The sequence below is a fragment of the Variovorax sp. E3 genome (genome assembly GCF_016082275.1).
Lineage (GTDB): Bacteria > Pseudomonadota > Gammaproteobacteria > Burkholderiales > Burkholderiaceae_C > Variovorax.
The window spans coordinates 1-26,018 of sequence record NZ_MOWM01000109.1 but is presented as its reverse complement, the minus strand read 5'-3'; the positions used below and the strand labels follow the sequence as shown (position 1 = coordinate 26,018).

The window sequence follows — 26,018 nt, the reverse complement described above, 5'->3', positions numbered from 1 at the left end:
ACGCGGTGCTTCTGCAAGGGCCGATGCCCTCACCCTGGCCTCTCCCGGAGGGAGAGGGAACAACACGGGCCACTCACGATCGCACCTCCGCACGCATGCGCACGGCCGCGCGCTGCACCGCTTCAAGGATCTCGATGTGCGTGCCGCAGCGGCACAGGTTGCCCGACAGCTCGCCGCGGATGCGCGCCTCGCTCGCCTGCGGGTCGCGCGTCAGCAGCGCCGCCGCCTGCATCACCATGCCGTTCAGGCAGTAGCCGCACTGCGCGGCCTGCGCCTCTTCGAACGCGGCCTGCACCGGGTGCCAGTCGCCGCGCGCGCCCAGCCCTTCGAGCGTGGTGACGGCGCGGCCCGCCACGCCGTGCGCGGGAATCACGCAGGCGCGCGCGGCCACGCCGTCGACGTGCACCGTGCAGGCGCCGCATTGCCCGAGCCCGCAGCCGTACTTGGGACCGTTCAGCCCCAGGTCGTTGCGCAGGATGTGCAGCAGCGTCGCCGCGCGCGGCACGCCGGCCAGCGATTGCGCCTGTCCGTTGACCTGCAACTGCAGCGGTGGCAATGCCGAAGGCTCAGCGCCGCAACTGGCCGTCACGGGTGTACATCTCCAGGTCCACGAAGGTCGAGCCGTTGTGGTTCTTCGCGCTGTAGTCGATGGGGAAGTCGCCGAAGCGCGTGCTGCCGATGCTCTCGAGCCCGGCGATGAAACTGTCGCGCGTGAGCGCCTTGCCCGCGCGGCGCAGGCCCTCGACCATCACGCGCGCGACGATGTAGCCCTCCAGCGCGGTGTAGCTGTCGATCTTCTCGCCGAACTCGGCGCGGTCATGCTGGTAGTCGGCCACGATGGGCACGCGCAGCGCCTGCGGCGGCGGCACGATGCTGGCCGTGACCAGGCCCGCGAGCTTGCCTTCGAGCCGCTTGGCCGAGCCGGCCGCGTCGGTGATGCCGACCGACAGCGTGTACAGCGGCGCGCCCGCGCCGCTCGCGCGGTAGTCGCGCATGAACACCTCGACCATGCGCCCGGCCATGATCATCAGCACCGCGCCGGGCTTGGCTTCGGCCAGGCCGGTGACGACCGGTTTCGCGTCTTCGGCGGTGATGGCCAGCGGGAAGGTCTTCACCACCTTCACCTTGTAGTCGGCCGCCAGTTCCTCGCAGGTCGCGAGGTTCGACTTGCCGAAGGCGCTGTCCTGGTAGACCACGGCGATCGACTGGATGCCGATGGTCGACAGGTGGCTGATGATCTTGCGCAGCTCCAGGTCGTAGCCCGCGCGCACGTGGAACAGGTAGCGGTTGACCTTGGTGCGGAACGACGTGGTGCCCACCAGCGGCGCGAACATCGGCACGCCGGCCTTCTCGGCGAGCGGCATCGCGGCCGCGAGGTTGCCGGTGGCGACGTAGCCGGTGAGCGCGAAGACCTTGTCCTCGTCGATCAACCTGGCGGTGTTGACGGCGGTCTTCGCGGGATCGTAGGCGTCGTCGTAGGTGACGAGTTCGATCTTGCGGCCGTTCACGCCGCTGGCCTTGTTCACGCGGTCGAAGTAGAGCTTGATGCCCGCGCGGTAGTCGACGCCGAAATCCTTGGCGGGCCCGCTGAACACGGCCGACTGGCCGATGCGGATGGTGGTGTCGCTCACGCCGTTGTCGGCGCGCGCCGGGCGCGGCAGGCCGGCACCGAGCGCCAGCGCGGCACCGCCCGCGAGCACGGCCCGCCTCGTTGTCGAAGATCTCATTGCGTCGTTTGTCTCGTGATTCTTGTTGGTTCTTCGCGGCGCGGGCTCAGGTGGCGGCCTGGATGTCCGCCGACTGGATGCGCTTGACGCCCTTGGCCGCCATCTGCTTCCACGCGGCGGCCAGCGAGCCGTTGAGGTCGATGCCGCGCGTGGCGTCCTCGATCACGTAGGCGTCGAAGCCGGCCTTGCGCGCGTCCATCGCGGTCCAGGCCACGCAGAAGTCGGTGGCCAGGCCGGTGACGAACACCGTCTTGATGCCGCGCGCCTTCAGGTAGCCGGCCAGGCCCGTGGCCGTCTTGTGGTCGGCTTCCTCGAAGGCCGAGTAGCTGTCCATCTCCTTGTGGAAGCCCTTGCGGATGATGAGCTGCGCGGTCGGCACCTTCAGGTCCTTGCCGAGCGCGGCGTCGTCGGTGCCCTGCACGCAGTGGTCGGGCCACAGCACCTGCGTGCCGTAGCTGAGCTTGGTGGTCTCGAAGGGCTTCTTGCCGCTGTAGGTGCTGGCAAAGGAGGCATGGCCGGCCGTGTGCCAGTCCTGCGTGACGACGATGTTCTCGAACGCGGGCGCGAGCGCGTTGATGACCGGAATGACTTCGTTGCCGCCCTTCACCGCGAGCGTGCCGCCGTCCAGAAAACAGTTCTGCACGTCCACCACGATCAGCGCGGCCTTGGCGCCGGGCTTGATCTTGCCGGCCGCGAAGGCGTTGAAACCGACACTGCCGAGGCCGCCGGCCAGCCCGAGGGCGGCGGCGGATTTCACGAGGGATCTGCGATGCATGGCGTGGACTCCGGTGGGTTGAGGAATGAAAAGGCTCAGACGCTGAGGTAGGCGCGGCGCACTTCGTCGTTGGCCGAAAGCTCGGCCATCGTCGCGTGATAGCGGATCTGCCCCTTCTCCAGCACATAGGCGCGGTCGGACACCAGCTCGGCGAAGTGCATGTTCTGCTCCGACAGCAGGATGCTCACGCCCTGCGCCTTGAGCTCCAGGATCATGTTCGCCATCTGCTCGACGATCACCGGCGCCACGCCTTCGGACGGCTCGTCGAGCAGCACGAGGTAGGGGTTGCCCATGAGCGTGCGCGCCACGGTCAGCATCTGCTGCTCGCCGCCGCTCATGCGGCCGCCCGGGCGGTTGGGCATTTCGCCCAGGTTGGGGAACAGCTTGAACAGGCGCTCGGGCGTCCACAGCGGCGCGTCGGTGCCGTCGGTCCAGCGGCGCGCGGGCTGCTTGCCGACCTCGAGGTTCTCCATCACCGTGAGGTCGGTGAACACGCGGCGGTCCTCGGGCACGAAGCCCAGGCCCAGGCGCGCCGCGTGGTGCGGCTCGCTCTTCGAGATGTCGTGGCCCAGGAAGCGCACCGCGCCGCGGCGCTTGGCGAGCATGCCGATCAGCGCCTTCAGCGTGGTCGACTTGCCCGCGCCGTTGCGGCCCATGAGCGCGACCACTTCGCCGCGCCGCACGTCGAGGTCGACGTCATACAGGATCTGCGCGGCGCCGTACCAGGCGCACAGCGCCTTGGCCTGCAGCAGGGGTTCTTGCGTGCTCATGCCGTTTCTCCAATGGCCGCGGCCTTCTTCTCGAATGTCTTGCCGCTGCCGAAGTACACCTCCTGCACCTTGGGGTGGTCGCGGATCTCCAGCGGCTTGCCCTGCGCGATGAGGCGCCCGCGCGCCAGCACGATCATGCGGTCGGCATAGGCGAACACCACGTCCATGCTGTGCTCGGTGAAGAGCACGGCCATGCCGCGTTGAATGACCAGGTCCTTGGTCAGCGCCATGAGCGAGTTGCGCTCCTTGGGCGCCATGCCGGCGGTGGGCTCGTCCATCAGCAGCAGCTTGGGCGCGTTGGCCATGGCAATGGCCAGTTCGACGCGCTTCACGTCGCCGTAGGCCAGCACGCTGCAGGGCCGGTCGGCCTGCGACTTCATGCCGACCTGGTCGAGCAGCGCCAGCGCTTCGTCGCGCTTGTGGTCGGCGGCGCGGCGCCACATCGAGAACAGCTTGCCGTCGTGCGACAGCAGCGCCATTTGCACGTTCTCGACCACGGTGAGCGAGGCGAAGGTTTCGGCGATCTGGAAGGTGCGGCCCACGCCCATGCGCCAGATCTCGCGCGGCTTGCGGCCCACGAGTTCCTGGCCGTCGAGCGTGATCGAGCCCTGGTCGGCCTTGAGTTGGCCGTTCACCATGTTGAAGGTGGTCGACTTGCCGGCGCCGTTGGGGCCGATGAGCGCGAGCAGTTCGCCCGGCGGCAGCTCGAAGCTGATGCCGTCCACCGCCTTCACGCCGCCGAAGGACTTGCCGAGGTTGTCGACTTTGAGCAGGCTCATGCCTTCACCTCCTGGAGCTTGGCCTTGGCTTCGGCTTCCTTGTCGGCTTCACGCTTCGGTGCGCGCCAACGGTCGGCCAGTTGCTTGATGGAACCCGCCACGCCCTGCGGGAACAGCAGCACGAGGATCAGGATGATGGCGCCGAGCATCGCGCGCCAGTAGTCGGTGTTGCGCGCCACGGTGTCGTGCAGCCACGTGAACGTGACCGCGCCGACCACCGGGCCCGCGAGCGTCTGGATGCCGCCCAGCAGCACCATCACGAGGCCGTCGACCGACTTGCCGACCGACAGGCTCTCGGGCGAGATGCTGCCCTTGGAGAACGCATAGAGCGCGCCCGCCAGGCCCGCGACCGTGCCGGCGATGACGAACGCGGCCCACTGCATGCGCTTGACGTCGATGCCGATGGCGTCGGCGCGCAGCACCGAGTCGCGGCCCGCGCGCAGCGCATAGCCGAAGGGCGAGAACAGCACGCGCCGCAGCCACCACACGCCCGCGCCCACCAGCACCAGCGTGAGCCAGTAGTAGGCCTGCTTGTTCGACAGCCACTCGGACGGCCACACGCCGGTCAGGCCGTTGCTGCCGCCCGTGAAACTGTCCCACTGGTAGGTGATGGCCCAGGTGATCTGCGCGAAGGCCAGCGTGAGCATGGCCAGGTACACGCCCGACAGCCGCACCGCGAACCAGCCGTACACCAGCGCGCCGAGCGCGGCCACGACGGGCGCGACGAGCAGCGCCACTTCCATCGGCATGTGCAGCGAGCGCACCAGCAGCGCGGCGCCGTACGCACCGAGCCCGAAGTACGCCGCATGGCCGAACGAGTGCATGCCCGCCGGGCCCATGATGAAGTGCAGGCTGGTGGCGAACAGCGCGGCGATCAGCAGGTCGATCATCAGCACCATGGTGTAGGGCGAATTGACGGTGAGCAGCGGCAGCGCGGCGAGCATCAGCGCCAGCACGGCGGCGGCGACGAGGTACGCGTTGCCGGGCCGTCGCAGCGGCTCTTCCTGCATGCCCACGTAGCGGCTGGGCGCCTGCGGCCGGCCGAACAGGCCCCAGGGGCGCCACACCAGCACGATGGCCATCACGAGGAAGTCGACCATCAGCGTGAGCTTGGAGAACGAGATGTCGATGCCGAAGATCTGCACCACGCCCAGCCAGATGCACACGGCCTTGATTTCGGCGATGAGCAGCGCGGCCACGTAGGCGCCGGGCAGCGAGCCCATGCCGCCCACCACGACCACCACGAAGGCGGCGCCGATGGTGTTCAGGTCCATCTCGAGCGTGGCGGGTTCGCGCGGCAGCTGCAGCGCGCCGCCCAGGCCCGCGAGCAAGGCGCCGAGCGCGAACACGGCGGTGAACAGCCAGGCCTGGTTGACGCCCAGCGCGCTGACCATTTCGCGGTCTTGCGTGGCGGCGCGCACCAGCGTGCCGAAGCGCGTGCGCGTGAGCAGCAGCCACACCAGGCCCAGCACCAGCGGGCCCACCACGATCAGGAACAGGTCGTAGGAAGGGAACTGGCGGCCCAGGATTTCGATGGAGCCCTTGAGGCCCGGCGCGCGCGGTCCGAGCAGCTCGTCAGGCCCCCAGAGCCACAGCACCGCGTCCTTGATGACGAGCACCAGCGCGAAGGTGGCGAGCAGCTGGAACAGCTCGGGCGCCTTGTAGATGCGGCGCAGCAGCACCACCTCGATCAGCGCGCCGAGCACGCCCACCACGACCGCCGCGATCAGCAGCGCGGGCCAGAAGCCCAGGCTCGAACCCAGCTTCTCGACGAGCGTGTAAGCGACATAGATGCCGACCATGAAAAAAGATCCATGGGCGAAGTTGACGATGCGCGTCACGCCGAAGATCAACGACAGACCGGCCGCCACGAAGAAAAGCGAGGACGCGCCGGCCAACCCGTTGAGCAACTGAACAACGAAGCCTGAAAAGCTCATGAGGGACCCTGAGGAAACTGGAAACATCCGCGCCCGCCGCTGTCAGCCAGCGACGGCAAGCGCGGTGCAGGAGCCGTGCGGTCAGTCCGCAGGGCGCATCTTCTTCACTTCTTCATCGGACGGCTGGAACTTGGCGCCGTCCAGGTACACGTAGTCGACCATCACGCCCTTGCCGCCGTCGTTCTTGGTCTTGCCGACGTAGGCGCCCATGGTGGACTGGTTGTCCTGCGCGCGGTAGTTGATCTTGCCGAAGGGCGTGTCGACCTGCAGGCCCTTGAAGGCCGCGACCAGCTTCTCGGTGTCGGTGCCGCCGGCCTTCTTGATCCCGGCCGCGATCGAGTGGATGGCGCTGTAGCCGACCACCGAGCCCAGGCGCGGGTAGTCCTTGAACTTGGCCTGGTAGGCATCGAGGAAGGCCTTGTGCTCGGGCGTCTTCACGCCGTTCCACGGGTAGCCGGTGACGATCCAGCCGTTGGGCGCCTCGTCCTTCAGCGGGTCGAGGTACTCGGGCTCGCCGGTCAGCACGCTCACCACTTCGCGGTCCTTGAAGAGGCCGCGCGTGTTGCCTTCGCGCACGAACTTGGACAGGTCGGCGCCGAACAGCACGTTGAAGATGGCGTCGGGCTTGGCATCGGCCAGCGCCTGCACCACGCTGCCGGAGTCGACCTTGCCCAGCGGCGGGGCCTGCTCGGCGACGAACTCGACGTCGGGCTGCGCGGCCTTCAGCAGCGTCTTGAAGGTGGCGACCGACGACTGGCCGTATTCGTAGTTGGGGTACACCACGGCCCAGCGCTTCTTCTTGAGCTTGGCCGCCTCGGGCACCAGCATCGCGACCTGCATGTAGGTCGAGGGACGCAGGCGGTAGGTGTACTTGTTGCCGTTGCTCCAGACGATCTTGTCGGTCAGCGGCTCTGCCGCCAGGTAGAAGAACTTCTTCTGCTTGGCGAAGTCGGCCAGCGCCAGGCCGGTGTTCGACAGGAAGGCGCCGGCCAGCACGTCGATCTTCTCGCGCGAGATGAGTTCTTCGGCCACGCGCACGGCGTCGCCGGGGTTGGCGTTGTCGTCGCGGCTGATCAGCTCGATCTTCTTGCCGTTGATGCCGCCCTTGGCGTTGATCTCGTCGACCGCGAGCTCCATGCCCTTCTTGTAGGGCTCCAGGAAGGCGGGTTGCGCCTTGTAGCTGTTGATTTCACCGATCTTGATCACGCCCTGCGCGTACGCGGGGACGAGGGCCGTGGCCAGCGTGACGACGGAGGCGGCGCAGAAAACATGGCGCAATGGATTCATCGAGAAGCTCCTAGGGTTAAGACAGAAAGAATTCGAGTTATAGGTTTTCGGCTTGAAAGACCCGGCGCTTCAGCGCAGGCCGTCTTCGCCCTTGACTTCGCTGGCCTGCAGCCCGCCGATGCGCGGCAGCGGACGGCCGCTGTCGGTGACGGCCACCGCCACCACGATCTCGTTGGCGCGCGGCGCGTCGCTCACGCGGGCTTCGACGGCGTCGAAGTGGCTGCGCACGAAGGCGGCGTCCTTGTGGCCCAGCGGCACGTCGATGGCCGTGCCCAGCGAGCCGCGCTTCTTGGCCGAGGGCACCAGCGCCGCGCCCTTCTCGACCGCCACGCGCAGCGGCGCGCCGAGCTTGGGATGCAGGATGGCGGCGGCGTGCTCCAGCTCGCCGTTCTCGCCGACGATCGCGGCCTTGCCGTAGCTCTGCGCCTGGCCGGGCTCGATGCCCAGCGCCTTCACGGCCTTCTGGCCCAGCAGCGCGCCGAGCTCTTCGCCGATGGCGATGAGTTCGTCGAGGTTCTCGCTGTAGCGGCCCGCGTAGGGGTTCTCGATCACGGCAATGGCCACGGCGCGGCGCGTGGGCGGCGTGATGTCCTTGCCCATTTCCTTGCGGGTTTCATCGACCTGGACGACGAGCTTGCGGATGTTGGCGGTCATGTCTGTGTGTTCCTTCTTGTCTCTTTGTCTGTGTGCGGGTTCAGCGCAGGCCGTCCCACTTGCTGATGTCCTTGGCCAGCAGGCCGCCCACGCGGGCGTGGACGCGGTAGCCGGTGCTCATCGCGAGGATGAAGACGATCTCGTCGGCCGCGGGCGCGCCGGGCACGCGCACCTCGATGGCGTCGAACTGGCCGCGCACGTAGCTGGCGTTGATGTTGGTCAGCGGCACGTCGAGCGTGGCGCCGGGCGGGCCGACCTTCTTGGTCGAGGGCACGATCGACAGCGCGTTGCCGGGTTGCCCCGTCTTCTCTTCGGCCTTGCCCGCGGTGTAGGCCACGCGGCTGCCCTTCCAGCCGAGCAGCTCGCGCATGGCGTAGCCGCCGGGCACATGCCACAGCGCGCCGTGCTCGAGCTCGCCGTCGGCGCCGACGATGGCACCCTTGCCGTAGGTGGCGATCTGCTCGAGCGGCACGTCCATGGCGGCATGCAGGCGGTGCGCCATGTCGACGCCCACGGGGTCGAGCAGCGCCATCATCGGCAGGATGTCGGGCTCGTAGCGGCCGGCGAAGGGATTGGTCAGCACCGCGCCGATGGCACCGCGCACCAACGGGGTGTCGGCACGCGGTCCGAACTCGTGGTGGATGTGCTCGACATGGGTAAAGACGCGACGTATTTCGATCATGAAAAAGAACCTTGCTTTTCGTTAAGCAAATACTGAACCAACCGTTTTCGGCAGCGCGGTTTCAAGCGCCTTCGAGCATAAGGGTTCGACAAGGCGCCACTGCCCCTGACAAACGAGTAGAGCGGCCCATACGAGCCCGCCTTTTTGCAGCACCCTGGCGCACACCGCGCCCGTATCGAGTGCGCTGCGCACCTGCGCGGGGGCCAGTGCCGGCACCTCGACGGTCACGAGGGTGTCGCCGAGATCGCTGTCGTCCTTGCACGCGCTGGCGGGGCGCCGCGCGATGGCCGGGTCGTCGATATCGACGGCGTTGGCGATCACTGTCGCGGCGGCATCGGCCTGTGCGGCGGTGGGGGCCAGCACCGTCACGCTGTCGGCGATGCCCAGCGAAAAACTGCGGCCGCGCCAGCCGCTGGTGGCGACGCCGCGCACCGGCTGTTCGGCGCGCAGCTCGAACTGGCCGTCGGTGGTGAGGATGCCGCCGGCGCTGCGCCAGTCGAAGCGCGCGAGGTCGGCGTACACGCCCACGCGCGCCGACTGGCCGGGCGCGAGATGCAGCGCGATGTCGCCGCCGTTGTTGATCCACGCGCGCTCGATGCCGGGGCGCTCGTAGAAGGCGATGAGCTCCTGCGCGACCGAGCCCGCCACGGCGGCCATCGGCGTGATGAACATCGGCGAGAACGCGGCGCACGCGTCCCACATGCGGCGCGCGACCACGCCGCGCGGGCGCATCTTGTCGGTCACGGGCAAACGCAGCACCGGCAGTTCGTGCACCAGCTCGTCGAGCACATGGACGAAGCGCGCCCACGCGGCGTCATGCGCCGCGGCCACGGCGTACGGGTCGCCATGCGCCTCGGCCACGATGTCGATCGGGCCGTGGTTGAAGTGCCAGCGGTTCGCATCGAGTGCGCTGCGTTGGGCGGTCATGGCAGCAACGGCCCTTGAAGCGCGCGGTATTTCTCCCTCTCCTTCCGGGGGAGGGGCGGGGTGGGGGCAAGCGGCGTCCCCGACGGGCGCCCTGCCCGCCCCCATCCCGGCCTTCCGCCAGAGGGGGAAGGAGCAATAGCCGAAGCGCACGTCGACGCGGCCATGGCTCAGCCCAGCATGGGTGCGTGGCCCAACGGCCACGGGTTGGCGTCGTCCATGACGAGCCACTGGCGCGCGACCGGCGCGCCGTCTTCCTGCCACGCACCGCGCGCGAGCGCCTGCTCGAGCGAGAAGATGTGTTCCATGTGGCCGCCGAGCGCCTCGTAGTCGTCGCGCCGCATGCTGAACTCGATGGGCGCGACGATGGCCGGCGTGGGCACGGTGCCGAAGCTGTTGTCGGGCATGCGCATGACGTCGGCCATCACGGTGATGCCGCCGCCGGGCCACACATAGGCCGGCGCGCCGCCGCAGGTGACGTTGACCAGCGCGCGCTTGATGGCGCGTGTGAGCAGCACCGGGTTCTCGGTGACGCCGGCGCGCAGGCTGCCGCCCGCACCACCGAGGAACAGCACCGTGCACAGCGACGGTTCGCAGTTCTCGCCGATGCGATCGACGATGCGCCTGACCTCGGGCGGCATCGGTTGCTCGACCGGCTTGAGCGCGTCGTCGAGCACGTACCACTGGGCGTGCTCGCCGGTGGTCGAGGTCATGAGCAGGCGCAGGCCGGGGCGGGCCACGCCCTCTTCCCAGCCTCGATGATCGCGAGCGGGTCGGCGATGTCGGTGCCGCCCCAGCCGTTGCCCGGGTTGGCCACCTGGAAGTAGCGCCCCGGCGTCGACTTGCGCCCCAGCATCTGGATGCCCGAGGGCGACATGTCCAGGCAGCGGCCGGCCTGGTGCTCGGTGAGCACGCCGGTGATGTGGTCGTCGACCACCACCACCTCGTCGGCCACGCCGGCGAACTGGCGCGCGAAGATGCCCACGGCCGCCGAGCCGCAGCCCACGCGCATGCGCTGCTCTTCCACGCCGTTGACGATGGGCGCCTTGCCGGCCTGGATGACGAGCGTGGAGCCGCCGTCGATGGTGCACTCCACGGCCTTCTTGTTGCCCAGCAGCTGCATCAGCTCGGCGGTCATGCGGCCTTCCTTCTTGCTGCCGCCGGTGAGGTGGTGCACGCCGCCCAGCGACAGCATCTGCGAGCCGTATTCGGCCGTGGTGACGTGGCCCACCACTTCGCCGCGGTAGCGCACGTTGGCCTGCTCGGAGCCGAGGAAGCGGTCGGTGTCGATCTTCACCTTGAAGCTGCAGTAGCTGAAGATGCCTTCGGTAACGACAGTCACCATGTCGACACCCTTGGCCTTCGACGCCACGATGAACGGCGCGGGCTTGTAGTCGGGGTAGGTGGTGGACGAGCCCACGCCGGTGACGAAGACCTCGTCGGCGTGCAGCAGGTCACCGTTCCAGTCGGGGGCGGCCACGTCGGTGCCGGCGGCGGCCGCTTCGTCGGGCGCGCGGTTGAAGGGCACCAGCGCGGGCGCGTCGGCCTCGACCTGGCGGCGCAGCAGCACCACGGGGTCGACGCGCACCAGCACGCCTTCCTTGTTCGCATAGCGGTCGCAGGCGCCGGTGCGTCCGTCGGAGATCTGGCACAGCACCGGGCAGGCATTGCACTCGACCTTCGCCGTGCTCATGCGTTCGTTGCGCGGGGGCGCCTTGCCGAAGGCGTTGCCGGCTTCCGCCACCACGGGCATGTCCATGCCGGGGAGGCCATCTGTCTTGGTGTGTTCTGTCATCGGGGCGATCTCGTGGGCGTGTCTGTGGTGTGTGCGAAGGTGCAAACCAGGAGGCCGGTCTTTGCAACAAACGTGCCGTCTGCCCGCTTGTGTACCGACTTCCGTTTGTGTAGCATTCCCTACACTTTCATGTTGCGTTCACTACATTCGCGATCAATGTAGCAAACAGGCCCGATGCTTGCAATGGTGTTTTCTCGCGGAGTTCATCGGGGTTTTTCCGACCAACGACAATGGAGGGTTCGGAGCCGGCCGGCGTTTTCCGCCCCAAGGGCGTGCATGTCGGCTCAGCCAACCTCCCCTGTTACCAACCAACTCTTGAGTTCCGTATGAGTGCATTCGCCGAAGAACGTGTCTTGAGCGTCCACCACTGGACCGACCGCCTGTTCACCTTCACCACGACGCGCGACCCGTCGCTGCGCTTCTCGAACGGTCACTTCACCATGATCGGCCTGAAGGTCAACAACAAGCCGCTGCTGCGCGCCTACAGCATCGTGAGCCCGAACTACGAGGAGCATCTCGAGTTCCTGAGCATCAAGGTGGAAGACGGCCCGCTCACCTCGAAGCTGCAGCACATCCAGGTCGGCGACACCATCATCGTGGGCCGCAAGCCCACCGGCACGCTGCTGATCGACTACACGCTGCCGGCCAAGCGCCTGTACCTGTTCGGCACGGGCACCGGCCTTGCACCGTTCATGAGCATCATCCGCGACCCGGAGACCTACGAGAAGTTCGAGCAGGTCATCCTGGTGCACGGCGTGCGCCAGGTCGACGAACTGGCCTACCACGACCTCGTGACCGACCACCTGCCCAAGCACGAGATCCTGGGCGAGATGATCGCCAAGCAGCTGCTGTACTACCCGACCGTCACGCGCGAGGAGTTCCGCAACCAGGGCCGCATCACCGACCTGATCGAGAGCAACAAGCTGACCGACGACCTCGGCCTGCCCCCGCTCAACGTCCAGGAAGACCGCGTCATGCTGTGCGGCAGCCCCGGCCTGCTGGTCGACCTGAAGCACATCCTGGAGAAGCGCGGCTTCAAGGAAGGCAACACCTCGACGCCGGGCGACTTCGTGGTCGAACGCGCGTTCGCCGAGAAGTAAGCAGCACGTCGCGCGCACGATGGCCGACAGCCGCACCGCCTCCGCCAAGTCCAAGCCCCAGCGCCGCACGGGCGTGCGCGAGGCGGCCGCCCAGGCCACGCGCGACAGCATCCTGAAGTCGGCGACCAAGGTATTCGCCAAGTACGGCTACGACGGCGGCAGCGTGGAGAAGATCTCCAAGGCCGCCAAGTCGTACGACCGCATGATCTATTACTACTTCGGCAGCAAGGAAGGCCTCTTCATTGCGGTGCTCGAAGGCATCTACAAGCGCATGGACGACGCCGAGGCCGCCATTGCGCTGGACGCGTCGCGGCCGGTGGAGGCGCTCACCGAAGTCATTCGCTTCGTGCTGGGCTACTACCGCAAGAACCCCGAGTTCGTGACGCTGCTGAACACCGAGAACCTGCACAAGGGCCGGCACATTTCGAAGTCGCTGCGGGCGCGCGAGTATTCGTCGCGCGCGGTGGCGATCATTGCGGAAATCCTGGCCAGCGGCAGCGCGCAGGGGCTGTTCCGCAAGGACGTGGAGGCACGCGACATCTACCTGCTGATCGCGTCCACCGGTTATTTCTACACCTCCAACCGGCACACGCTCACCGCCTTCCTCGGCGAGCCGCTGGAGTCGCCGGAGGCGATCACGCACTGGGAAGACTTCGTGATCGAGACCGTGCTGCGCACCGTGCGCGCGGACGACATACAAGACAACACCCCACCCCACGAGGACAACACGAAATGGCAGAAATCGCAGCCGGCGGCAAGTCGGGCAAGGTCGTCATCAAGAACATAGGGCTGCTGCTCTCGGGCGACATCGACAAGCCCATCCTGGACGCCGACACCATCGTGGTGAACGACGGCCTGATCGTCGCGGTCGGCAAGGAGAAAGACTGCGACCTCGAAGGCGCGCAGACCGTCATCGACGCGCGCAAGACCTGCGTGGCGCCCGGCCTGATCGACAGCCACGTGCACCCGGTGTTCGGCGACTGGACGCCGCGCCAGGGCCAGATCGGCTGGATCGACTCGACCATGCACGGCGGCGTGACGACCATGATCTCGGCCGGCGAAGTACACCTGCCGGGCCGGCCCAAGGACATCGTGGGCCTGAAGGCATTGGCCATCACGGCACAGCGCGCGTTCGACAACTTCCGCCCCGGCGGCGTGAAGGTGCTGGCGGGCGCGCCCGTCATCGAGAAGGGCATGGTCGAGAGCGACTTCAAGGAACTGGCCGAGGCCGGCGTGGGCCTGCTGGGCGAAGTGGGCCTGGGCTCGGTCAAGGCCGGCTACGAGGCGAAAGAGATGGTGGCCTGGGCGCGCAAGTACGGCATCCAGAGCACCATCCACACGGGCGGCCCGTCGATTCCGGGCTCGGGCCTGATCGACAAGGACGTGGTGCTGGAGGCCGACGCCGACATCATCGGCCACATCAACGGCGGCCACACCTCGCTGCCCGAGGCGCATGTGTGCGAGCTGTGCGAGAAGAGCTCGCGCGCCATCGAGATCGTGCACAACGGCAACGAGAAGGTCGCCATCGCGGCGGCCAAGGCGGCGCTGGAACTGAAGTGCCCGCACCGCGTGATCCTGGGCACCGACGGGCCCGCGGGCTCGGGCGTGCAGCCGCTGGGCATCCTGCGCATGGTGGCCATGCTGTCGTCGATCGCGAACATTCCGGCCGAGCTGGTGTTCTGCTTCGCGACGGGCAACACGGCCAAGATCCGCAAGCTCAACTGCGGGCTGGTCGAGGTGGGCCGCGATGCCGACTTCGTGTTCATGGACCGCGCGCAGCATTCGCCGGCACCGGGCCTGCTCGAGAGCGTCCAGCTGGGCGACATTCCGGGCGTGGGCATGGTGATGATCGACGGCCTCGTGCGCTGCGGCCGCAGCCGCAACACACCGCCCGCGACCGAGATTCCGGTCGTGGTTTCCGGCGCGCACTGACGACGGCGCGGGCCGGCGCCGCGCGGCTGCTTCAGCCGCCGCGGTGCGAGCGAAAGACCAGGTAGCGCGCCGACAAGAAGTTGGCGCTCATGCCCGCCAGGCTGCCCAGCGCCACGCCGAGCGCGGCGGCCCAGCGGCCCTCGACCCAGTGCAGGGTCAGCACGTAGGCGCCGTAGTTCAGCACCGCGCCGAAGGTCATGGTGGCGAGGTAGCTGAGATATTCGCGCAGGATCGAGCGACGACTGCCGGTCGACGCGCTGGCTGCAAATGTGTAGCGGCGGTTGAAGGCCCAGGTCGTGGTCGCCGCGGCAAGGAACGACACCACCCGCGCGCCGTACCAGCCCAGCAACGGCGCCAGGAGGTAGAGCACCACCACATCGACCCCGAATCCGATCACGCCGCTGACGGCGAACGAGATGAGCTCCCGCCCGATCTTCATTTGCGCAGGCACTCCCGCACGCCCGGAATCGCCAGGTAGCGCAGCCGCTTGGCCTCCTGCCGCCCGAGCGTGATGGTGTGCATCACGATGCCGCAGACAAAGGACAGCATCGCCGTCAGCATGGCGCCGGTCACGAGCACGGCCGTGGGCAGGCGCGGCACGAGGCCGGTGTGCATGTAGGTCATGAACAGCGGCAGCGCCAGCACGACCGACAGCAGCACCAGCAGCCCGCCGATGATCGAGAAGAACTGCAGCGGCCGCTCGCTCACGAAGAGCTTGCAAATGGTCTTGAGGATGCGCCAGCCGTCGCGGTAGGTCGAGAGCTTGCTCTGCGAGCCTTCGGGCCGCGTGCTGTAGGCCGTGCTTTCCTCGGCGTAGGGCATGCGCAGTTCGAGCGCGTGCACGGTGAGCTCGGTCTCGATCTCGAAGCCGCGCGACAGCGCCGGGAACGACTTGGCATACCGCCGCGAGAACACGCGGTAGCCCGAGAGCATGTCGGTCAGGCCGCCGCCGAACAGCTGCACCACGGCGCCCGTGAGCAGGCGGTTGCCGAAGCGGTGGCCCGCGCGGTAGGTGAGCGCGTTCTGGCCGTCGTCCACGCGGTTGCCGACCACCATGTCGAGGTTGCCCGCGACCAGCCGGTCGATGAGGCGGCGCGCGGCGTCGGCGTCGTAGGTGGCGTCGCCGTCGGCCATGACGTACACGTCGGCCTCGACGTCGGCGAACATGCGCCGCACCACGTTGCCCTTGCCGCGCGCGGCCACGTGCGTGACCACGGCGCCGGCGGCGCGCGCCACGCCGGCGGTGTCGTCGCTGGAGTTGTTGTCGAAGACGTGGATCTCGGCCTCGGGCAAGGCGGCGCGAAAGCCCTCCACCACCTGCGCGATGGCCAGCGCCTCGTTGTAGCAGGGGATGACGACGGCAATGCGCAAGGAACGGGGGGCGTGGAGGTCGGCGTCGGTCATGGTGCGACGGGAAGGATACGGTAGACGCGGCTGCCGTCTTGCTCGAACTGCACGGCGAAGTACTTGTCGAAGTCGACGCGCGCGCTGAACACCGGCACGACCGAATCGGGCAGCACCACCGCGACGAAGCCCAGCCCCGAGAGCTTGCGCGCGAGGTCGCCGCCCGAGAGCTTGCCGAAGTCGGTGTAGCGCCACGGGCCCAGGGTGTCGCCCCAGACCGGGTTGGGGCCGTAGTAGATCGCCTCGTTCAGCGCGATCTGGTAGACCCGGCCGGTGGCGTTGCGGCGCAGGTAGTCCATGGCGGCGTAGCCGGGCACGTGCTTGCGCAGGAAGGCTTCGCGCGCCTCGGGCGTGACCGAAATCATCGAGACCTTGACGGCGGTCTGGCGCACCGCGACGGCCGCCAGCACGGCCAGCAGCAGCACGGCCACCCAGTCGCCCACGCGGGCGCCGGAGCGCGCGGTGTCGCGGCTCATGGCGCCTGTCGCAACAGCCGGGGCCTCCTGCCCCTGCTTGCCGCCGAACACGCGGCGCAGGCCCGACGCGATCCAGCCGAACAGCACCTGCCAGCCGACGGCCGAGGTCATGGCCAGCAGCGGGAACGAGGCCATCAGGTAGCGCGGATAGCGCGAGGTCACCACCCACACGGCCACCGAATACAGGCAGAACCAGCCCGCGGCGCGCACGGCGGGCGAGCGCTTCCACAGCAGGCTGAAGGGCGCGAGGAAGAACGACCAGATCAGCAGGTTGGGCATTTCGGCGTGCACGCGCACGTCGGCCACCTGCTGCACGTAGTCGGCCGGCGTCCACTCGGTGAAGCCGAAGACGCGCGCGCCGATCGGGTTGAAGGGGTCGCCGGTCATGACGAAGTTGCGCGCGTACCAGTAGATGCACGGCAGCAGGAAGCACACCAGTGCCAGCCCCCAGGCCTTGGGGCTGCGCTCGTGGCGCACCACGAACAGCGCCACCAGCGGCATGAACACCAGCGCCTGGTATTTGGAGCCGGCCGCCACGCCGAGGAAGAAGGCCGCAAGCCCCAGCCAGCGCATGCCGCCGTGCGCGGGCTTGCCGGGCGCCGACTCGCGCCACCACCACAGCGCCACGCAGGCCGCCAGCACGAAGAAGGCCACGCCCATGTCGATGAGCGCGTTGGAGTAGTCGCCCAGCCCGAGCCAGATGGCCGCGCCGATGAAGGCGGTGAGCCGGTTGGCGTGCTGGATGCCCAGGCGGAACAGCATCACCACCGACAGCGCACCCGCCAGGCCGTTCAGGAAGTGCGGCAGCACGTCGTCGCCCAGCTGCAGCGCGGCGGCATACAGCAGGTTGTAGTTGTACGGGAACCAGGGGTAGCGCAGCCAGTCGTGGATGCCCAGCGTGCCTTGCTGCGCGACCTGGCGCGCATAGGGCAGGTGGTACATCAGCTCGTCGAAGGCGGCCGGCGGGGCGAGCGGCGCCACCAGCGCGGGCAGCGCGACCAGCGCCAGCGCGATGGCGGCGATGCGTTCGTAGTGGGTCCATGGCGCCGGAGGCAGGCTGGCGCCCGGGGTGCGCCGCTCGCGCAGCCAGCCGGGCAACTGGAGCCCCGCGGCGCCCACGCCCGCCAGCACCAGCGCCATGGTGGCCCCTGCGCGAAAGGCGCCGAAGATGGCCAGTGCCTGGAAGGCGCAGATGAAAAGGCCCATGCCCAGCGCGACGGCCATGGCGGCCTCGAGCCAGGCATCGCGCCGCGGCGGCGGGGCCAGGCGGCCCAGCAAGGCGCGGCCGAAGCCCCAGCTGGCGGCGATGAAGACCGCCAGTGCCGCGTAGTGCGCGGCCGCGAATGTCAATTTCTGAATAGCAGCTCCCGGTGCCGGTCGGCTACGGACCGGCCGACGGGTTCAAAGGTTGGGCGCCAGCAAGCGCTCCAGGTCGGCCTCGCTCTCCTTGCGTCGCGCGGCCTGATCCTGCAACTGGTCGTGCCCGATCTTGCCGACGTTGAAGTAGGTGGAATCGGGATGACTTAAGTAAAAACCACTCACGCTGGCGGCGGGCATCATAGCGAGGCTTTCCGTCAGGGTCATTCCAATGTCCGCGCAGCCCAGAAGGTCGAACATGGGGCGCTTCACGCTGTGGTCGGGGCAGGCGGGGTAGCCGGGCGCGGGGCGGATGCCGCGGTACTTCTCGGCGATCATGTCGTCGTTGCTCAGGCCCTCGTCGGGCGCGTAGCCCCAGAGGTCGGTGCGAGCGCGGTGGTGCAGCGACTCGGCGAAGGCCTCGGCCAGCCGGTCGGCCAGGGCCTTGAGCATGATGGCCGAATAGTCGTCCAGGTCGTCGATGAAGTACTTCTCTTTCTTCTCCACGCCCAGCCCGGCGGTGACGGCGAACACGCCGACGTAGTCCTTCAGGCCGCTGGCCTTGGGCGCGACGAAGTCCGACAGGCAGCGGCTGGGGCGCATCACGCCGTCGATCACCTGCTTTTCGGCCTGCTGGCGCATGCCGTACCAGGTGAGCGCGACCTCGGTGCGCGACTCGTCGGTGTACAGCTCGATGTCGTCGTCGTTCACCGTGTTGGCGGGCCAGAAGCCGACGATGCCGCTGGCGCTGAGCCAGCGCCCCTCGATCAGGCGCTTGAGCATGCGCTGGCCGTCGGCGTACACGCGCACGGCCTCGGTGCCGACGATCTCGTCCTTCAGGATGGCGGGGAACGGGCCGGCCAGGTCCCAGGTCTGGAAGAACGGGCCCCAGTCGATGTACTTGGCCAGCTCGGTCAGGTCGAAGTTCTTGAACACGCGCCGGCCGATGAACTTGGGCGCGGGCGGCGTGTAGTTCGACCAGTCGACGGGCGTCTTGTTGGCCCGCACCTTGGCCAGCGGCCACAGCGGCACCTGCTTCTTGTTGGCGTGCTGGTGGCGCACCTTTTCGTAGTCGGCGTTGATCTCGTCGATGTACGCGGTGGCCTGGTCGCTCAGCAGGCTCTGGGCCACGCTCACGCTGCGCGAGGCGTCGGGCACGTAGACCACGGGGCCTTCGTAGTGCGGCGCGATCTTCACGGCCGTGTGCACGCGGCTGGTGGTGGCGCCGCCGATCATCAGCGGGATCTTCTTGATGCGGAAATGGTCGTCGCGCTGCATCTCGCCGGCCACGTACTGCATTTCTTCCAGGCTCGGCGTGATCAGGCCCGACAGGCCCACGATGTCGGCGCCCTCGACCTTGGCGCGCGCCAGAATTTCGTGGCAGGGCACCATCACGCCCATGTTCACCACCTCGAAGTTGTTGCACTGGAGCACGACGGTGACGATGTTCTTGCCGATGTCGTGCACGTCGCCCTTCACGGTGGCGATGATGATCTTGCCCTTGGTGCGCACGTCGCGCCCGGCGGCCTCGTCGCGCAGCTTTTCTTCCTCGATGTAGGGCAGCAGGTGGGCCACGGCCGACTTCATGACGCGGGCCGACTTGACCACCTGCGGCAGGAACATCTTGCCGGCGCCGAACAGGTCGCCCACGACGTTCATGCCGTCCATGAGCGGGCCTTCGATCACGTGCAGCGGGCGCCCGCCCGTGGCCAGGATCTGCTGGTAGGCCTCTTCGGTGTCCTCGACGATGAAGTCGGTGATGCCGTGCACCATGGCGTGCGACAGGCGCTGGTTGACGTGCACCGGCTGCTCGGGCGTGCCGCGCCACTCGAGGCGCTTGCTCTCGTCCTTGGCGCCGCTCTTGGCGGTCTCGGCCACTTCGACCAGGCGCTCGCCGGCGTCGGGGCGGCGGTTGAGCACCACGTCTTCCACTCGCTCGCGCAAGGTGGGCTCCAGGTCGTCGTACACGCCGACCATGCCGGCGTTGACGATGCCCATGTCCATGCCCGCCTTGATGGCGTGGTACAGGAACACGGTGTGGATGGCCTCGCGCATCGGGTCGTTGCCGCGGAAGCTGAAGCTCACGTTGCTCACGCCGCCCGACACCTTGGCGCCCGGCAGGTTCTGCTTGATCCAGCGCACCGCGTTGATGAAGTCGACCGCGTAGTTGTCGTGCTCCTCGATGCCGGTGGCAATGGCGAAGATGTTCGGGTCGAAGATGATGTCTTCCGGCGGGAAGCCCACCTCGTCGACCAGGATGCGGTAGGCGCGCTCGCAGATCTCGACCTTGCGCGCGTAGGTGTCGGCCTGGCCCTTCTCGTCGAAGGCCATGACCACGGCGGCGGCGCCGTAGCGCTTCACCAGCTTGGCCTCGTGCTTGAACTTGTCGACCCCCTCCTTCATGGAGATGGAGTTGACGATGCCCTTGCCCTGGATGCAGCGCAGGCCGGCCTCGATGACGTCCCACTTGGAGCTATCGACCATCACCGGCACGCGCGCGATGTCGGGCTCGCTGGCGATGAGGTTCAGGAAGCGGACCATGGCGACCTTGCTGTCCAGCATGGCCTCGTCCATGTTGACGTCGATGACCTGCGCGCCGTTTTCGACCTGCTGGCGCGCGACGCCAGGGCTTCTTCGAACTGGCCGTTCAGGATCATCCGCGCGAAGGCCTTGGAGCCGGTGACGTTGGTGCGCTCGCCGATGTTGACGAACAGCGTGCCTTCGCCGATGGCGACCGGCTCCAGGCCGGACAGCTTCATGGGCGGGGGAGCGGCAGGAGCGGAGGGAACGGGGGTATCTGGAGCGGAAATCTGGGACATGGCCTCACCTGCGGAAGAGTCGAACAGGCGAGCGTCGTTGTCGCCCCAAGCCTGACGGTTTGCCTGTGTGGCCGACCGCTGCAACGCTCCTTGGGAAGAGGCGCATTTTAGGTCGATTCGACATGCCACGGGGAAAACCCCAGTTTCCATTCCCGCCCGCGTCCACAGAATGCGGCCACCGTTTCCGAACGAACGTTCGTGTTTTTCAACCAACGTCAGGGAGTGCCGGATGGCCATGAAGTGGAATGTGGTTCTGGGCTGCGGGCTTGCCGCGGCGACGATGTCGATGACCCCCATGGCCCATGCGGCCGCCAGCGGCAGCTCAACGCTGGTGACGGCCCGGGCAACCTCCAGCGAGGCGAAGACGAAGTACCCCATCGTGCTGGTCCACGGCCTGCTGGGCTTCGACAACCTGCTGGGCGTCGATTACTTCTACGGCATTCCCGACAAGCTGGCCGGCGCCGCGCCCGGGTCTACGTGGCGCAGGTGTCGGGCACCAACACCTCCGAGATCCGCGGCGAGCAGCTGCTGCAGGAGCTCAAGACCATCCGCGCGATGGAAAAGAACCCCACGCTCAAGTTCAACCTGATCGGCCATTCGCAAGGCGCGCCCACGGTGCGCTACGTGGCGGCGGTGGCGCCCGACATGGTGGCCTCGGTCACGTCGGTGGGCGGCGCCAACGGCGGCTCGAAGGTGGCCGACCTGCTCGCCAAATTGCCTGAAGGCGGCATCGCGCAGGGCGTGGTCGTGCAGGCCGTGGGGCTGCTCACCAACGTGATCGGCTTCCTGTCGGGCAAGGACCCGAGCCAGTTGCCCGAAGTGCCGCTGAACGCGCTGGCCTCGCTGACCACGGCGGGCGGCGCGGCCTTCGACGCCAAGTTTCCGCAGGGGCGGCCCGCGCCGGGCGCTCGTGCGCCGTGAAGAGCGGCGCGGCCGAGGTGAACGGCGTGCGCTACTACTCGTGGTCGGGCGTGTCGACGGGCTTCAGCCTGTTCGACCCGAGCGACGCGCCGCTGTCGGCGCTGGGCACCCTGGCCTTCTTCGGCGAGGCCAACGACGGCCTGCTCGCGACCTGCACCACGCGGCTGGGCACGCACCTGGGCGACTACCGGCAGAACCACCTCGACGAGGTCAACCAGGTGCTGGGCAACACCTACGGCAGCCAGTTCCCGTACTACGAGAAGAAGGTGCCCGACATCTTCAAGGACCAGGCCGCGCGGCTGAAGAGCGCGGGCCTCTGAGGCGCCGGCCGTGGCAACGCGGTGGGTGTCCTGGGCGGCGGGCGGCGCGGTGCTGCTGGCGGTCGGCGGCGGCTGGCTCGCGAGCCTTCCGGACGATGAAGAACCGCTTGCCGCCGCGCGCGGGCTTGCCGTGGCGACCACCGCCACGGCAAGCGCCGAGCCCCGGTCGCCACAGCAGCAGGCAACGCCCGCCGCCCCCGACGCCCTGCTGAACAGCGCGCTCGTTTCCATCTTCGACCAGGTGTTGTCCGAGGCCCAGGCCGACAGCAAGGCCACGTTCATGGCCAGGGCCCCCGCGCTGCTGGCCAAGTACCTGCGCGAAGACTGGCGCGTGCGCGCGCTCGGCCTGCTGGAGCGCTATGTCGACATGCAGGAGACCCTGCGCACGATGCCGCCGCCCGCGCCCGGCGACCCCGCGCAGTTGCGCCGCTCCCTCCAGGCACGCGAGGCGCTGCGCCGGCAGTACTTCGCGCCCGAGGAAATCGAAGGCCTGTTCGGCGACCAGATCCGGCAGGACAACTTCATGGCGGACAAGCTGGAGGCGCTGGCCAACACCGCGTTGACGCCCGAGCAGCGCACCGCCGCCCTGCTGCGCAGCGAGCAGGCGTGGCTGTCGCCGGAACAGCGCGAGGTGCGCAAGGAGGCCGTGGCGCATGTCGACGTGATGCAGCAGACCGCCGCGCTCGACGCGCGCGGCGCCAGCCCCCAGGAGCGCTTTGCCGCGCGCAGCGAGGCCTACGGCTACGAAGTGGCGCGCAACCTCGCGGCGCTCGATCGGGAAAACCAGGACTGGAATGCGCGCCTGGACCGCTATGCGGGCGCGTCCGGGGCCGAACAGGCCCAGCTGCGCGAGACGCTCTTCAACGACACCGAGCGCCTGCGCCTGAGCGGCGCGCTGGCGATGCGCTCGGCGGCGGCCTCGGCCCGAAAGCCCTGACCTCAGGCAGGCTGCGGCTCGCCCATGGCCGAAGCCGGCAGGCCGAACACGCGGTCGAAGGCCCAGTTGAAGACGAAGGTGTAGACCAGGAAGAACACCACCAGGCCCAGGTCCATCACCAGCGCCTGCCAGAGCGACACGCCCAGGCCCCAGGCGAACAGGGGCACCAGGAAGGCGATCAGCCCGCCCTCGAAGCCGATGGCGTGGGCGATGCGGCGGCGCACGCTGCGCCCGCGCACGGCCTGGCGCGATTCCCAGCGCTCGAACATGGCGTTGAAGGCCAGGTTCCAGAGCACCGCGACCACCGAGGCGACCACCGCCAGCATGCCGGAATGACCCAGGCCGGCGTCCGTCATCAGTGCCAGGCCGGCGCTGGCGGCGACGATGGCGATCCCTTCGTAAAGGGAGATGTAGACAACCCGACGGCGAAGCCTTGCATGATTTTTCCTCTTGCGTTTTGAATGCGATGACTGGACTTTATTTGTTCCAGACTGATATATAAAGTTAACTTGTTTCAGTTTTACTGATAGATCAAACCCGAGGTCAGGTGCCATGGCTTTCTCCAGCGACAACATCGAAGTCTTCCTGGCCGTGATCGACCACGGCTCGTTCTCGGCCGCGGCGCGGGCGCTGCACCGGGTGCCGTCGGCGTGAGCATGGCCATCGCCAACCTGGAGGCCGAGCTCGACCTGCCGCTGTTCGACCGCAAGGGCCGCGAGCCCCAGCCGACCGCCGCCGCGCGCTCGCTGGAGCCGCAGGCGCGCCTGCTGGCGACCCAGCTGCGGCAGCTGCAGGTGCAGGCGCTCGCGCTCACCCGGGGGCTGGAGGACCGGCTCACGCTGGCCATCGCGCCCGAGCTGCTGGCCGCGCCCTGGAGCGGGCCGCTGGCCACGCTGGCGCAGGAATATCCGCTGCTGCAGGTCGAAGTGCTGGCGGCCCCGCAGGCCGACGCGCTCGACCTGCTGCACAGCGGCCGCGCGCAACTGGCGCTGGTGTTCGAGCGCCCCAGCCTCGACGGCCGCGAAGGCTTCCAGGAAGTGGGCAGCGACCTGATGGTGGCGGTGATGGCGCCCGACCACCCGGTGCTCGCGGCCAACGGCGGCAAGCTGCGCGAGGACCACCTGACCAACACCCGGCAGATCGTCGTCGCCGGGCGCGACCTCGCCACCAGCGACCCGCGCTTCGTGTTCGCGCGCCACGTCTGGCGCACCGACAACGCGCTGGCCGCGCTGAGCCTGATCACCGCCGGGCTGGGCTGGGGCTGGCTGCCGCGCAACTTCGCGCGGCCGCACGTGGCGGCGGGCGCGCTGGTCGAGATTCCGTTCGAGAACCTCAGCAACGGGCTCGACCTGTGGGTCGACGTGGTGTGGTCACGTGAGCGCCCACTCGGCCTGGGAGCCCAGCGCTTCGTGGCTTTGATCGGCAAGGACCGGGCGCCTCCCGGTGAATGCGCGCCCGAGGCCAGCGGCCACTAGACGACCGGTCTAATGGCCGCTAAAGTGCAGGCCATGAACGCCATTGCCCCGACGCCCGACGTCCGCCAGCACATCCTCGACGTGGCCCACCCGCTGCTGCTGCGCAAGGGCTTCACCGGGGTCGGGCTGGCCGAGGTGCTGGCGGCGGCCAAGGTGCCGAAGGGCTCGTTCTATCACTACTTCGGCTCCAAGGAAGCCTTCGGCGAGGCCGTGCTCGAAGCCTATTTCACCGACTACCTGGGGCGCGTGGACACGCTGCTGACGCAGCGCCGGGCACCTCGGCGCAGCGGCTGATCGGCTATTTCCGCGACTGGCTCGACTCGCAGACCGGCGAGGAAGCGCAGAGCCGCTGCTTCGTGGTCAAGCTCGGCGCGGAGGTCTGCGACCTCTCCGAAAGCATGCGCGCGGCGCTGGCGCGCGGCACGCGCGGCGTCACCGACCGGCTGGCGCGCTGCATCGAGGCGGGCCGCGCGGACGGCTCGCTGCCGGCACGGCCTCACCCCCAGGACAACGCCCAGGATGACGCCCAGGCACCGCGGTCGCGCTCTACCAGCGCTGGCTGGGCGCGAGCCTGCTGGCCAAGATCTCCCGCGACCGCGCGCCGCTGGACGCGGCCATGCGCGACACGCGCCAGCTGCTCGGCCTGCCGCAAGACGCCTGAAGCGGGAGGCCCCGTGCGCTCCCGCTTTTTTTCGCCCCATCGCTAGACGACTGGTCTATTTTCAACCACGAAGGAGCCTCGCCCCATGTCTCTCGGTCATGCCACCACCGCACGCATCAACCGCCGCATCGTCCTCGCCGCGCGCCCCCGGGGCCTGCCGACCCCGGCGCATTTCCGCCTCGAGGAAGGCCCGGTGCCCGAACCCGGCGAGGGGCAGGTGCTGCTGCGCACCCTGCACCTCTCGCTCGATCCGTACATGCGCCAGCTGATGGACGAGGTGGCGCCGGTCTATGCGGCATCGGTGCCGCTGGGCGCGCCGATGCCCGGCGGCACGGTCAACCGCGTCGTCGCGTCCCGCCATCCGCAATTCAGCGCGGGCGACCTGGTGCTCGGCAACGCCGGCTGGCAGGACTACGCGCTGTCCGACGGGCAAGACCTGCAGCCGCTCGGCCAGATGGCGCAGCCTTCGCTCGCGCTGGGCGGGCTCGGCATGCCGGCGTTCACCGCGCACGTCGGCCTGCTCGACATCGGCCAGCCCCAGGCCGGCGACACCGTGGTCGTGGCCGCGGCCACCGGCGCGGTCGGCTCGGTGGTCGGGCAGATCGCCAGGCTCAAGGGTGCGCGCGTGGTCGGCATCGCGGGCGGCGCGGACAAGTGCCGCCACGCAGTCCAGGTACTGGGCTTCGACGCCTGCCTCGACCGGCACGACCCGAAGCTGGCCGAGCAACTGGCCGCCGCCTGCCCCGAAGGCATCGACGTCTACTTCGAGAACGTCGGCGGCGCGGTGTTCGACGCGGTGCTGCCGCTGCTCAACATCGGCGCGCGCGTGCGGTGTGCGGGCACATCGCCGACTACAACCAGGAGACGGCGGCGGCGGGCCCCGACCGGCTGCCGCTGCTGACGGCGGCGCTGCTGCAGAAGCGCATCCGCATGCAGGGCTTCGTCATCCTCGACCACTACGGCGAGCGCTTCGAGGCCTTTCGCCGCGACATGGACGCGTGGGTGAAAGCCGGCCGGATGACGCTGCGCGAGGACCGCGTCGAGGGGCTGGAGAACGCGCCGGCCGCGTTCATCGGCCTGCTGCAGGGGCGCAACTTCGGCAAGCGCGTGGTGGGTGTCGCCGAGGCCTGAGGCGCGCCCTCAGCGCCGGTGGCCGCCGCCTCCGCCGTGATCCCCGTGCCCGCCGTGGCCACCGCCACCGCCACCACCACCGCCATGGTGCCCACCGCCACCCCCACCGGGACGCGGATGCGGCACGCCCGGCGGCGGCCCCGGACGAAAGCCCGG

General features: G+C 68.6%; 21 protein-coding genes, 5 pseudogenes and 1 riboswitch. Of the genes and pseudogenes, 10 read left to right on the top strand and 16 right to left on the bottom strand.

Translation table 11 applies throughout. The features are described from left to right. Positions 1–73 precede the first annotated feature (73 nt). From BMG07_RS28480 to BMG07_RS28430, 11 genes and pseudogenes are all read right to left on the bottom strand, one after another. Entirely contained in the window at positions 74–589 is a 516-nt protein-coding gene (locus tag BMG07_RS28480; protein WP_198087349.1) for a (2Fe-2S)-binding protein, read from the bottom strand. Beyond that, a complete protein-coding gene (locus BMG07_RS28475; protein ID WP_269759482.1) occupies positions 567–1,727 on the bottom strand; it encodes an ABC transporter substrate-binding protein in 1,161 nt (386 codons plus the stop codon). Before BMG07_RS28475 ends, BMG07_RS28480 begins: the two co-directional genes overlap by 23 nt. A gap of 46 nt (positions 1,728–1,773) precedes the next feature. Then, on the bottom strand, positions 1,774–2,502 hold the full coding sequence (pncA, locus tag BMG07_RS28470) for a bifunctional nicotinamidase/pyrazinamidase (RefSeq protein WP_198087348.1): 729 nt from the start codon (positions 2,500–2,502) through the stop codon (positions 1,774–1,776). 35 nt (positions 2,503–2,537) lie between these two features. After that, positions 2,538–3,272 carry an ABC transporter ATP-binding protein gene (locus BMG07_RS28465; RefSeq protein WP_198087347.1) on the bottom strand — a complete coding sequence of 245 codons (735 nt, stop codon included), beginning with the start codon at positions 3,270–3,272 and terminating at the stop codon, positions 2,538–2,540. Then, a complete protein-coding gene (locus tag BMG07_RS28460) occupies positions 3,269–4,051 on the bottom strand; it encodes an ABC transporter ATP-binding protein (protein ID WP_198087346.1) in 783 nt (260 codons plus the stop codon). The genes BMG07_RS28465 and BMG07_RS28460 overlap by 4 nt, the downstream gene beginning before the upstream one ends. Then, positions 4,048–5,988 (bottom strand): ABC transporter permease, encoded by a 1,941-nt coding sequence (locus tag BMG07_RS28455; RefSeq protein WP_198087345.1) that lies wholly within the window; start codon positions 5,986–5,988, stop codon positions 4,048–4,050. The genes BMG07_RS28460 and BMG07_RS28455 overlap by 4 nt, the downstream gene beginning before the upstream one ends. Positions 5,989–6,069: 81 nt before the next feature. Beyond that, on the bottom strand, positions 6,070–7,275 hold the full coding sequence (locus tag BMG07_RS28450; protein WP_198087344.1) for an ABC transporter substrate-binding protein: 1,206 nt from the start codon (positions 7,273–7,275) through the stop codon (positions 6,070–6,072). 69 nt (positions 7,276–7,344) lie between these two features. Further along, positions 7,345–7,929: an amino acid synthesis family protein gene (locus BMG07_RS28445; RefSeq protein ID WP_198087343.1), complete on the bottom strand. Its 585-nt coding sequence runs from the start codon at positions 7,927–7,929 to the stop codon at positions 7,345–7,347. A gap of 40 nt (positions 7,930–7,969) precedes the next feature. After that, positions 7,970–8,611 carry an amino acid synthesis family protein gene (locus tag BMG07_RS28440; protein WP_198087342.1) on the bottom strand — a complete coding sequence of 214 codons (642 nt, stop codon included), beginning with the start codon at positions 8,609–8,611 and terminating at the stop codon, positions 7,970–7,972. Positions 8,612–8,632: 21 nt separating this feature from the next. Further along, entirely contained in the window at positions 8,633–9,538 is a 906-nt protein-coding gene (locus BMG07_RS28435) for a UPF0280 family protein (protein WP_198087341.1), read from the bottom strand. 167 nt (positions 9,539–9,705) lie between these two features. Further along, a pseudogene (locus BMG07_RS28430) lies at positions 9,706–11,330 on the bottom strand (6-hydroxynicotinate reductase). A 326-nt stretch (positions 11,331–11,656) separates the two neighbouring features. On the opposite strand from BMG07_RS28430, the gene BMG07_RS28425 reads away from it, so the two are divergent. From BMG07_RS28425 to BMG07_RS28415, 3 genes are read left to right on the top strand one after another with little or no spacing between them, the layout of a single operon-like run. Continuing rightward, complete coding sequence (locus BMG07_RS28425; RefSeq protein WP_198087340.1) at positions 11,657–12,430, top strand: ferredoxin--NADP reductase; 774 nt, start codon at positions 11,657–11,659, stop codon at positions 12,428–12,430. A 19-nt stretch (positions 12,431–12,449) separates the two neighbouring features. Next, positions 12,450–13,217, top strand: coding sequence for a TetR family transcriptional regulator (locus tag BMG07_RS28420; protein WP_198087339.1), 768 nt, complete (start codon positions 12,450–12,452; stop codon positions 13,215–13,217). Then, positions 13,163–14,362, top strand: a complete 1,200-nt coding sequence (locus BMG07_RS28415) for an amidohydrolase family protein (RefSeq protein WP_198087338.1) — start codon at positions 13,163–13,165, stop codon at positions 14,360–14,362. The genes BMG07_RS28420 and BMG07_RS28415 overlap by 55 nt, the downstream gene beginning before the upstream one ends. Before the next feature lie 31 nt (positions 14,363–14,393). On the opposite strand, the gene BMG07_RS28410 is transcribed toward BMG07_RS28415, so the two are convergent. The 4 genes and pseudogenes from BMG07_RS28410 to metH form a co-directional block, all read right to left on the bottom strand. Further along, complete coding sequence (locus BMG07_RS28410; RefSeq protein WP_198087337.1) at positions 14,394–14,801, bottom strand: GtrA family protein; 408 nt, start codon at positions 14,799–14,801, stop codon at positions 14,394–14,396. Then, entirely contained in the window at positions 14,798–15,766 is a 969-nt protein-coding gene (locus BMG07_RS28405; RefSeq protein ID WP_198087336.1) for a glycosyltransferase, read from the bottom strand. Before BMG07_RS28405 ends, BMG07_RS28410 begins: the two co-directional genes overlap by 4 nt. Further along, entirely contained in the window at positions 15,763–17,592 is a 1,830-nt protein-coding gene (locus BMG07_RS28400) for a glycosyltransferase family 39 protein (RefSeq protein WP_198087335.1), read from the bottom strand. The genes BMG07_RS28405 and BMG07_RS28400 overlap by 4 nt, the downstream gene beginning before the upstream one ends. A 51-nt stretch (positions 17,593–17,643) precedes the next feature. Next, positions 17,644–20,357 (bottom strand): annotated as a pseudogene (gene metH, locus BMG07_RS28395) (methionine synthase). Between the two features lie 82 nt (positions 20,358–20,439). After that, positions 20,440–20,515: riboswitch (S-adenosyl-L-homocysteine riboswitch) on the bottom strand. A gap of 131 nt (positions 20,516–20,646) precedes the next feature. On the opposite strand from metH, the gene BMG07_RS42975 reads away from it, so the two are divergent. From BMG07_RS42975 to BMG07_RS28385, 4 genes are read left to right on the top strand one after another with little or no spacing between them, the layout of a single operon-like run. Beyond that, a complete protein-coding gene (locus tag BMG07_RS42975) occupies positions 20,647–21,006 on the top strand; it encodes a hypothetical protein (RefSeq protein ID WP_269759481.1) in 360 nt (119 codons plus the stop codon). Continuing rightward, positions 20,904–21,338, top strand: coding sequence for an alpha/beta fold hydrolase (locus BMG07_RS42970; protein WP_307867106.1), 435 nt, complete (start codon positions 20,904–20,906; stop codon positions 21,336–21,338). The genes BMG07_RS42975 and BMG07_RS42970 overlap by 103 nt, the downstream gene beginning before the upstream one ends. After that, a complete protein-coding gene (locus BMG07_RS42965) occupies positions 21,335–21,658 on the top strand; it encodes a hypothetical protein (protein ID WP_269759480.1) in 324 nt (107 codons plus the stop codon). Before BMG07_RS42970 ends, BMG07_RS42965 begins: the two co-directional genes overlap by 4 nt. 10 nt (positions 21,659–21,668) lie before the next feature. Continuing rightward, complete coding sequence (locus tag BMG07_RS28385; protein ID WP_198087334.1) at positions 21,669–22,595, top strand: lipase secretion chaperone; 927 nt, start codon at positions 21,669–21,671, stop codon at positions 22,593–22,595. Between the two features lie 2 nt (positions 22,596–22,597). Here the strand turns inward: BMG07_RS28385 and BMG07_RS28380 are convergent, their stop codons facing one another. After that, the gene (locus BMG07_RS28380) at positions 22,598–23,005 is read right to left on the bottom strand and encodes a PACE efflux transporter (RefSeq protein WP_198087350.1); all 408 of its coding nucleotides are present in this window, start codon (positions 23,003–23,005) and stop codon (positions 22,598–22,600) included. 142 nt (positions 23,006–23,147) lie between these two features. On the opposite strand from BMG07_RS28380, the pseudogene BMG07_RS28375 reads away from it, so the two are divergent. The 3 pseudogenes from BMG07_RS28375 to BMG07_RS28365 all read left to right on the top strand — a co-directional run bounded on the left by BMG07_RS28375 (position 23,148) and on the right by BMG07_RS28365 (position 25,862). Beyond that, positions 23,148–24,070, top strand: a pseudogene (locus BMG07_RS28375) (LysR family transcriptional regulator). Positions 24,071–24,103: 33 nt separating this feature from the next. Then, positions 24,104–24,731, top strand: a pseudogene (locus tag BMG07_RS28370) (TetR/AcrR family transcriptional regulator). An 85-nt stretch (positions 24,732–24,816) separates the two neighbouring features. Then, positions 24,817–25,862 (top strand): annotated as a pseudogene (locus tag BMG07_RS28365) (NADP-dependent oxidoreductase). The last annotated feature ends 156 nt before the right edge of the window (positions 25,863–26,018 follow it).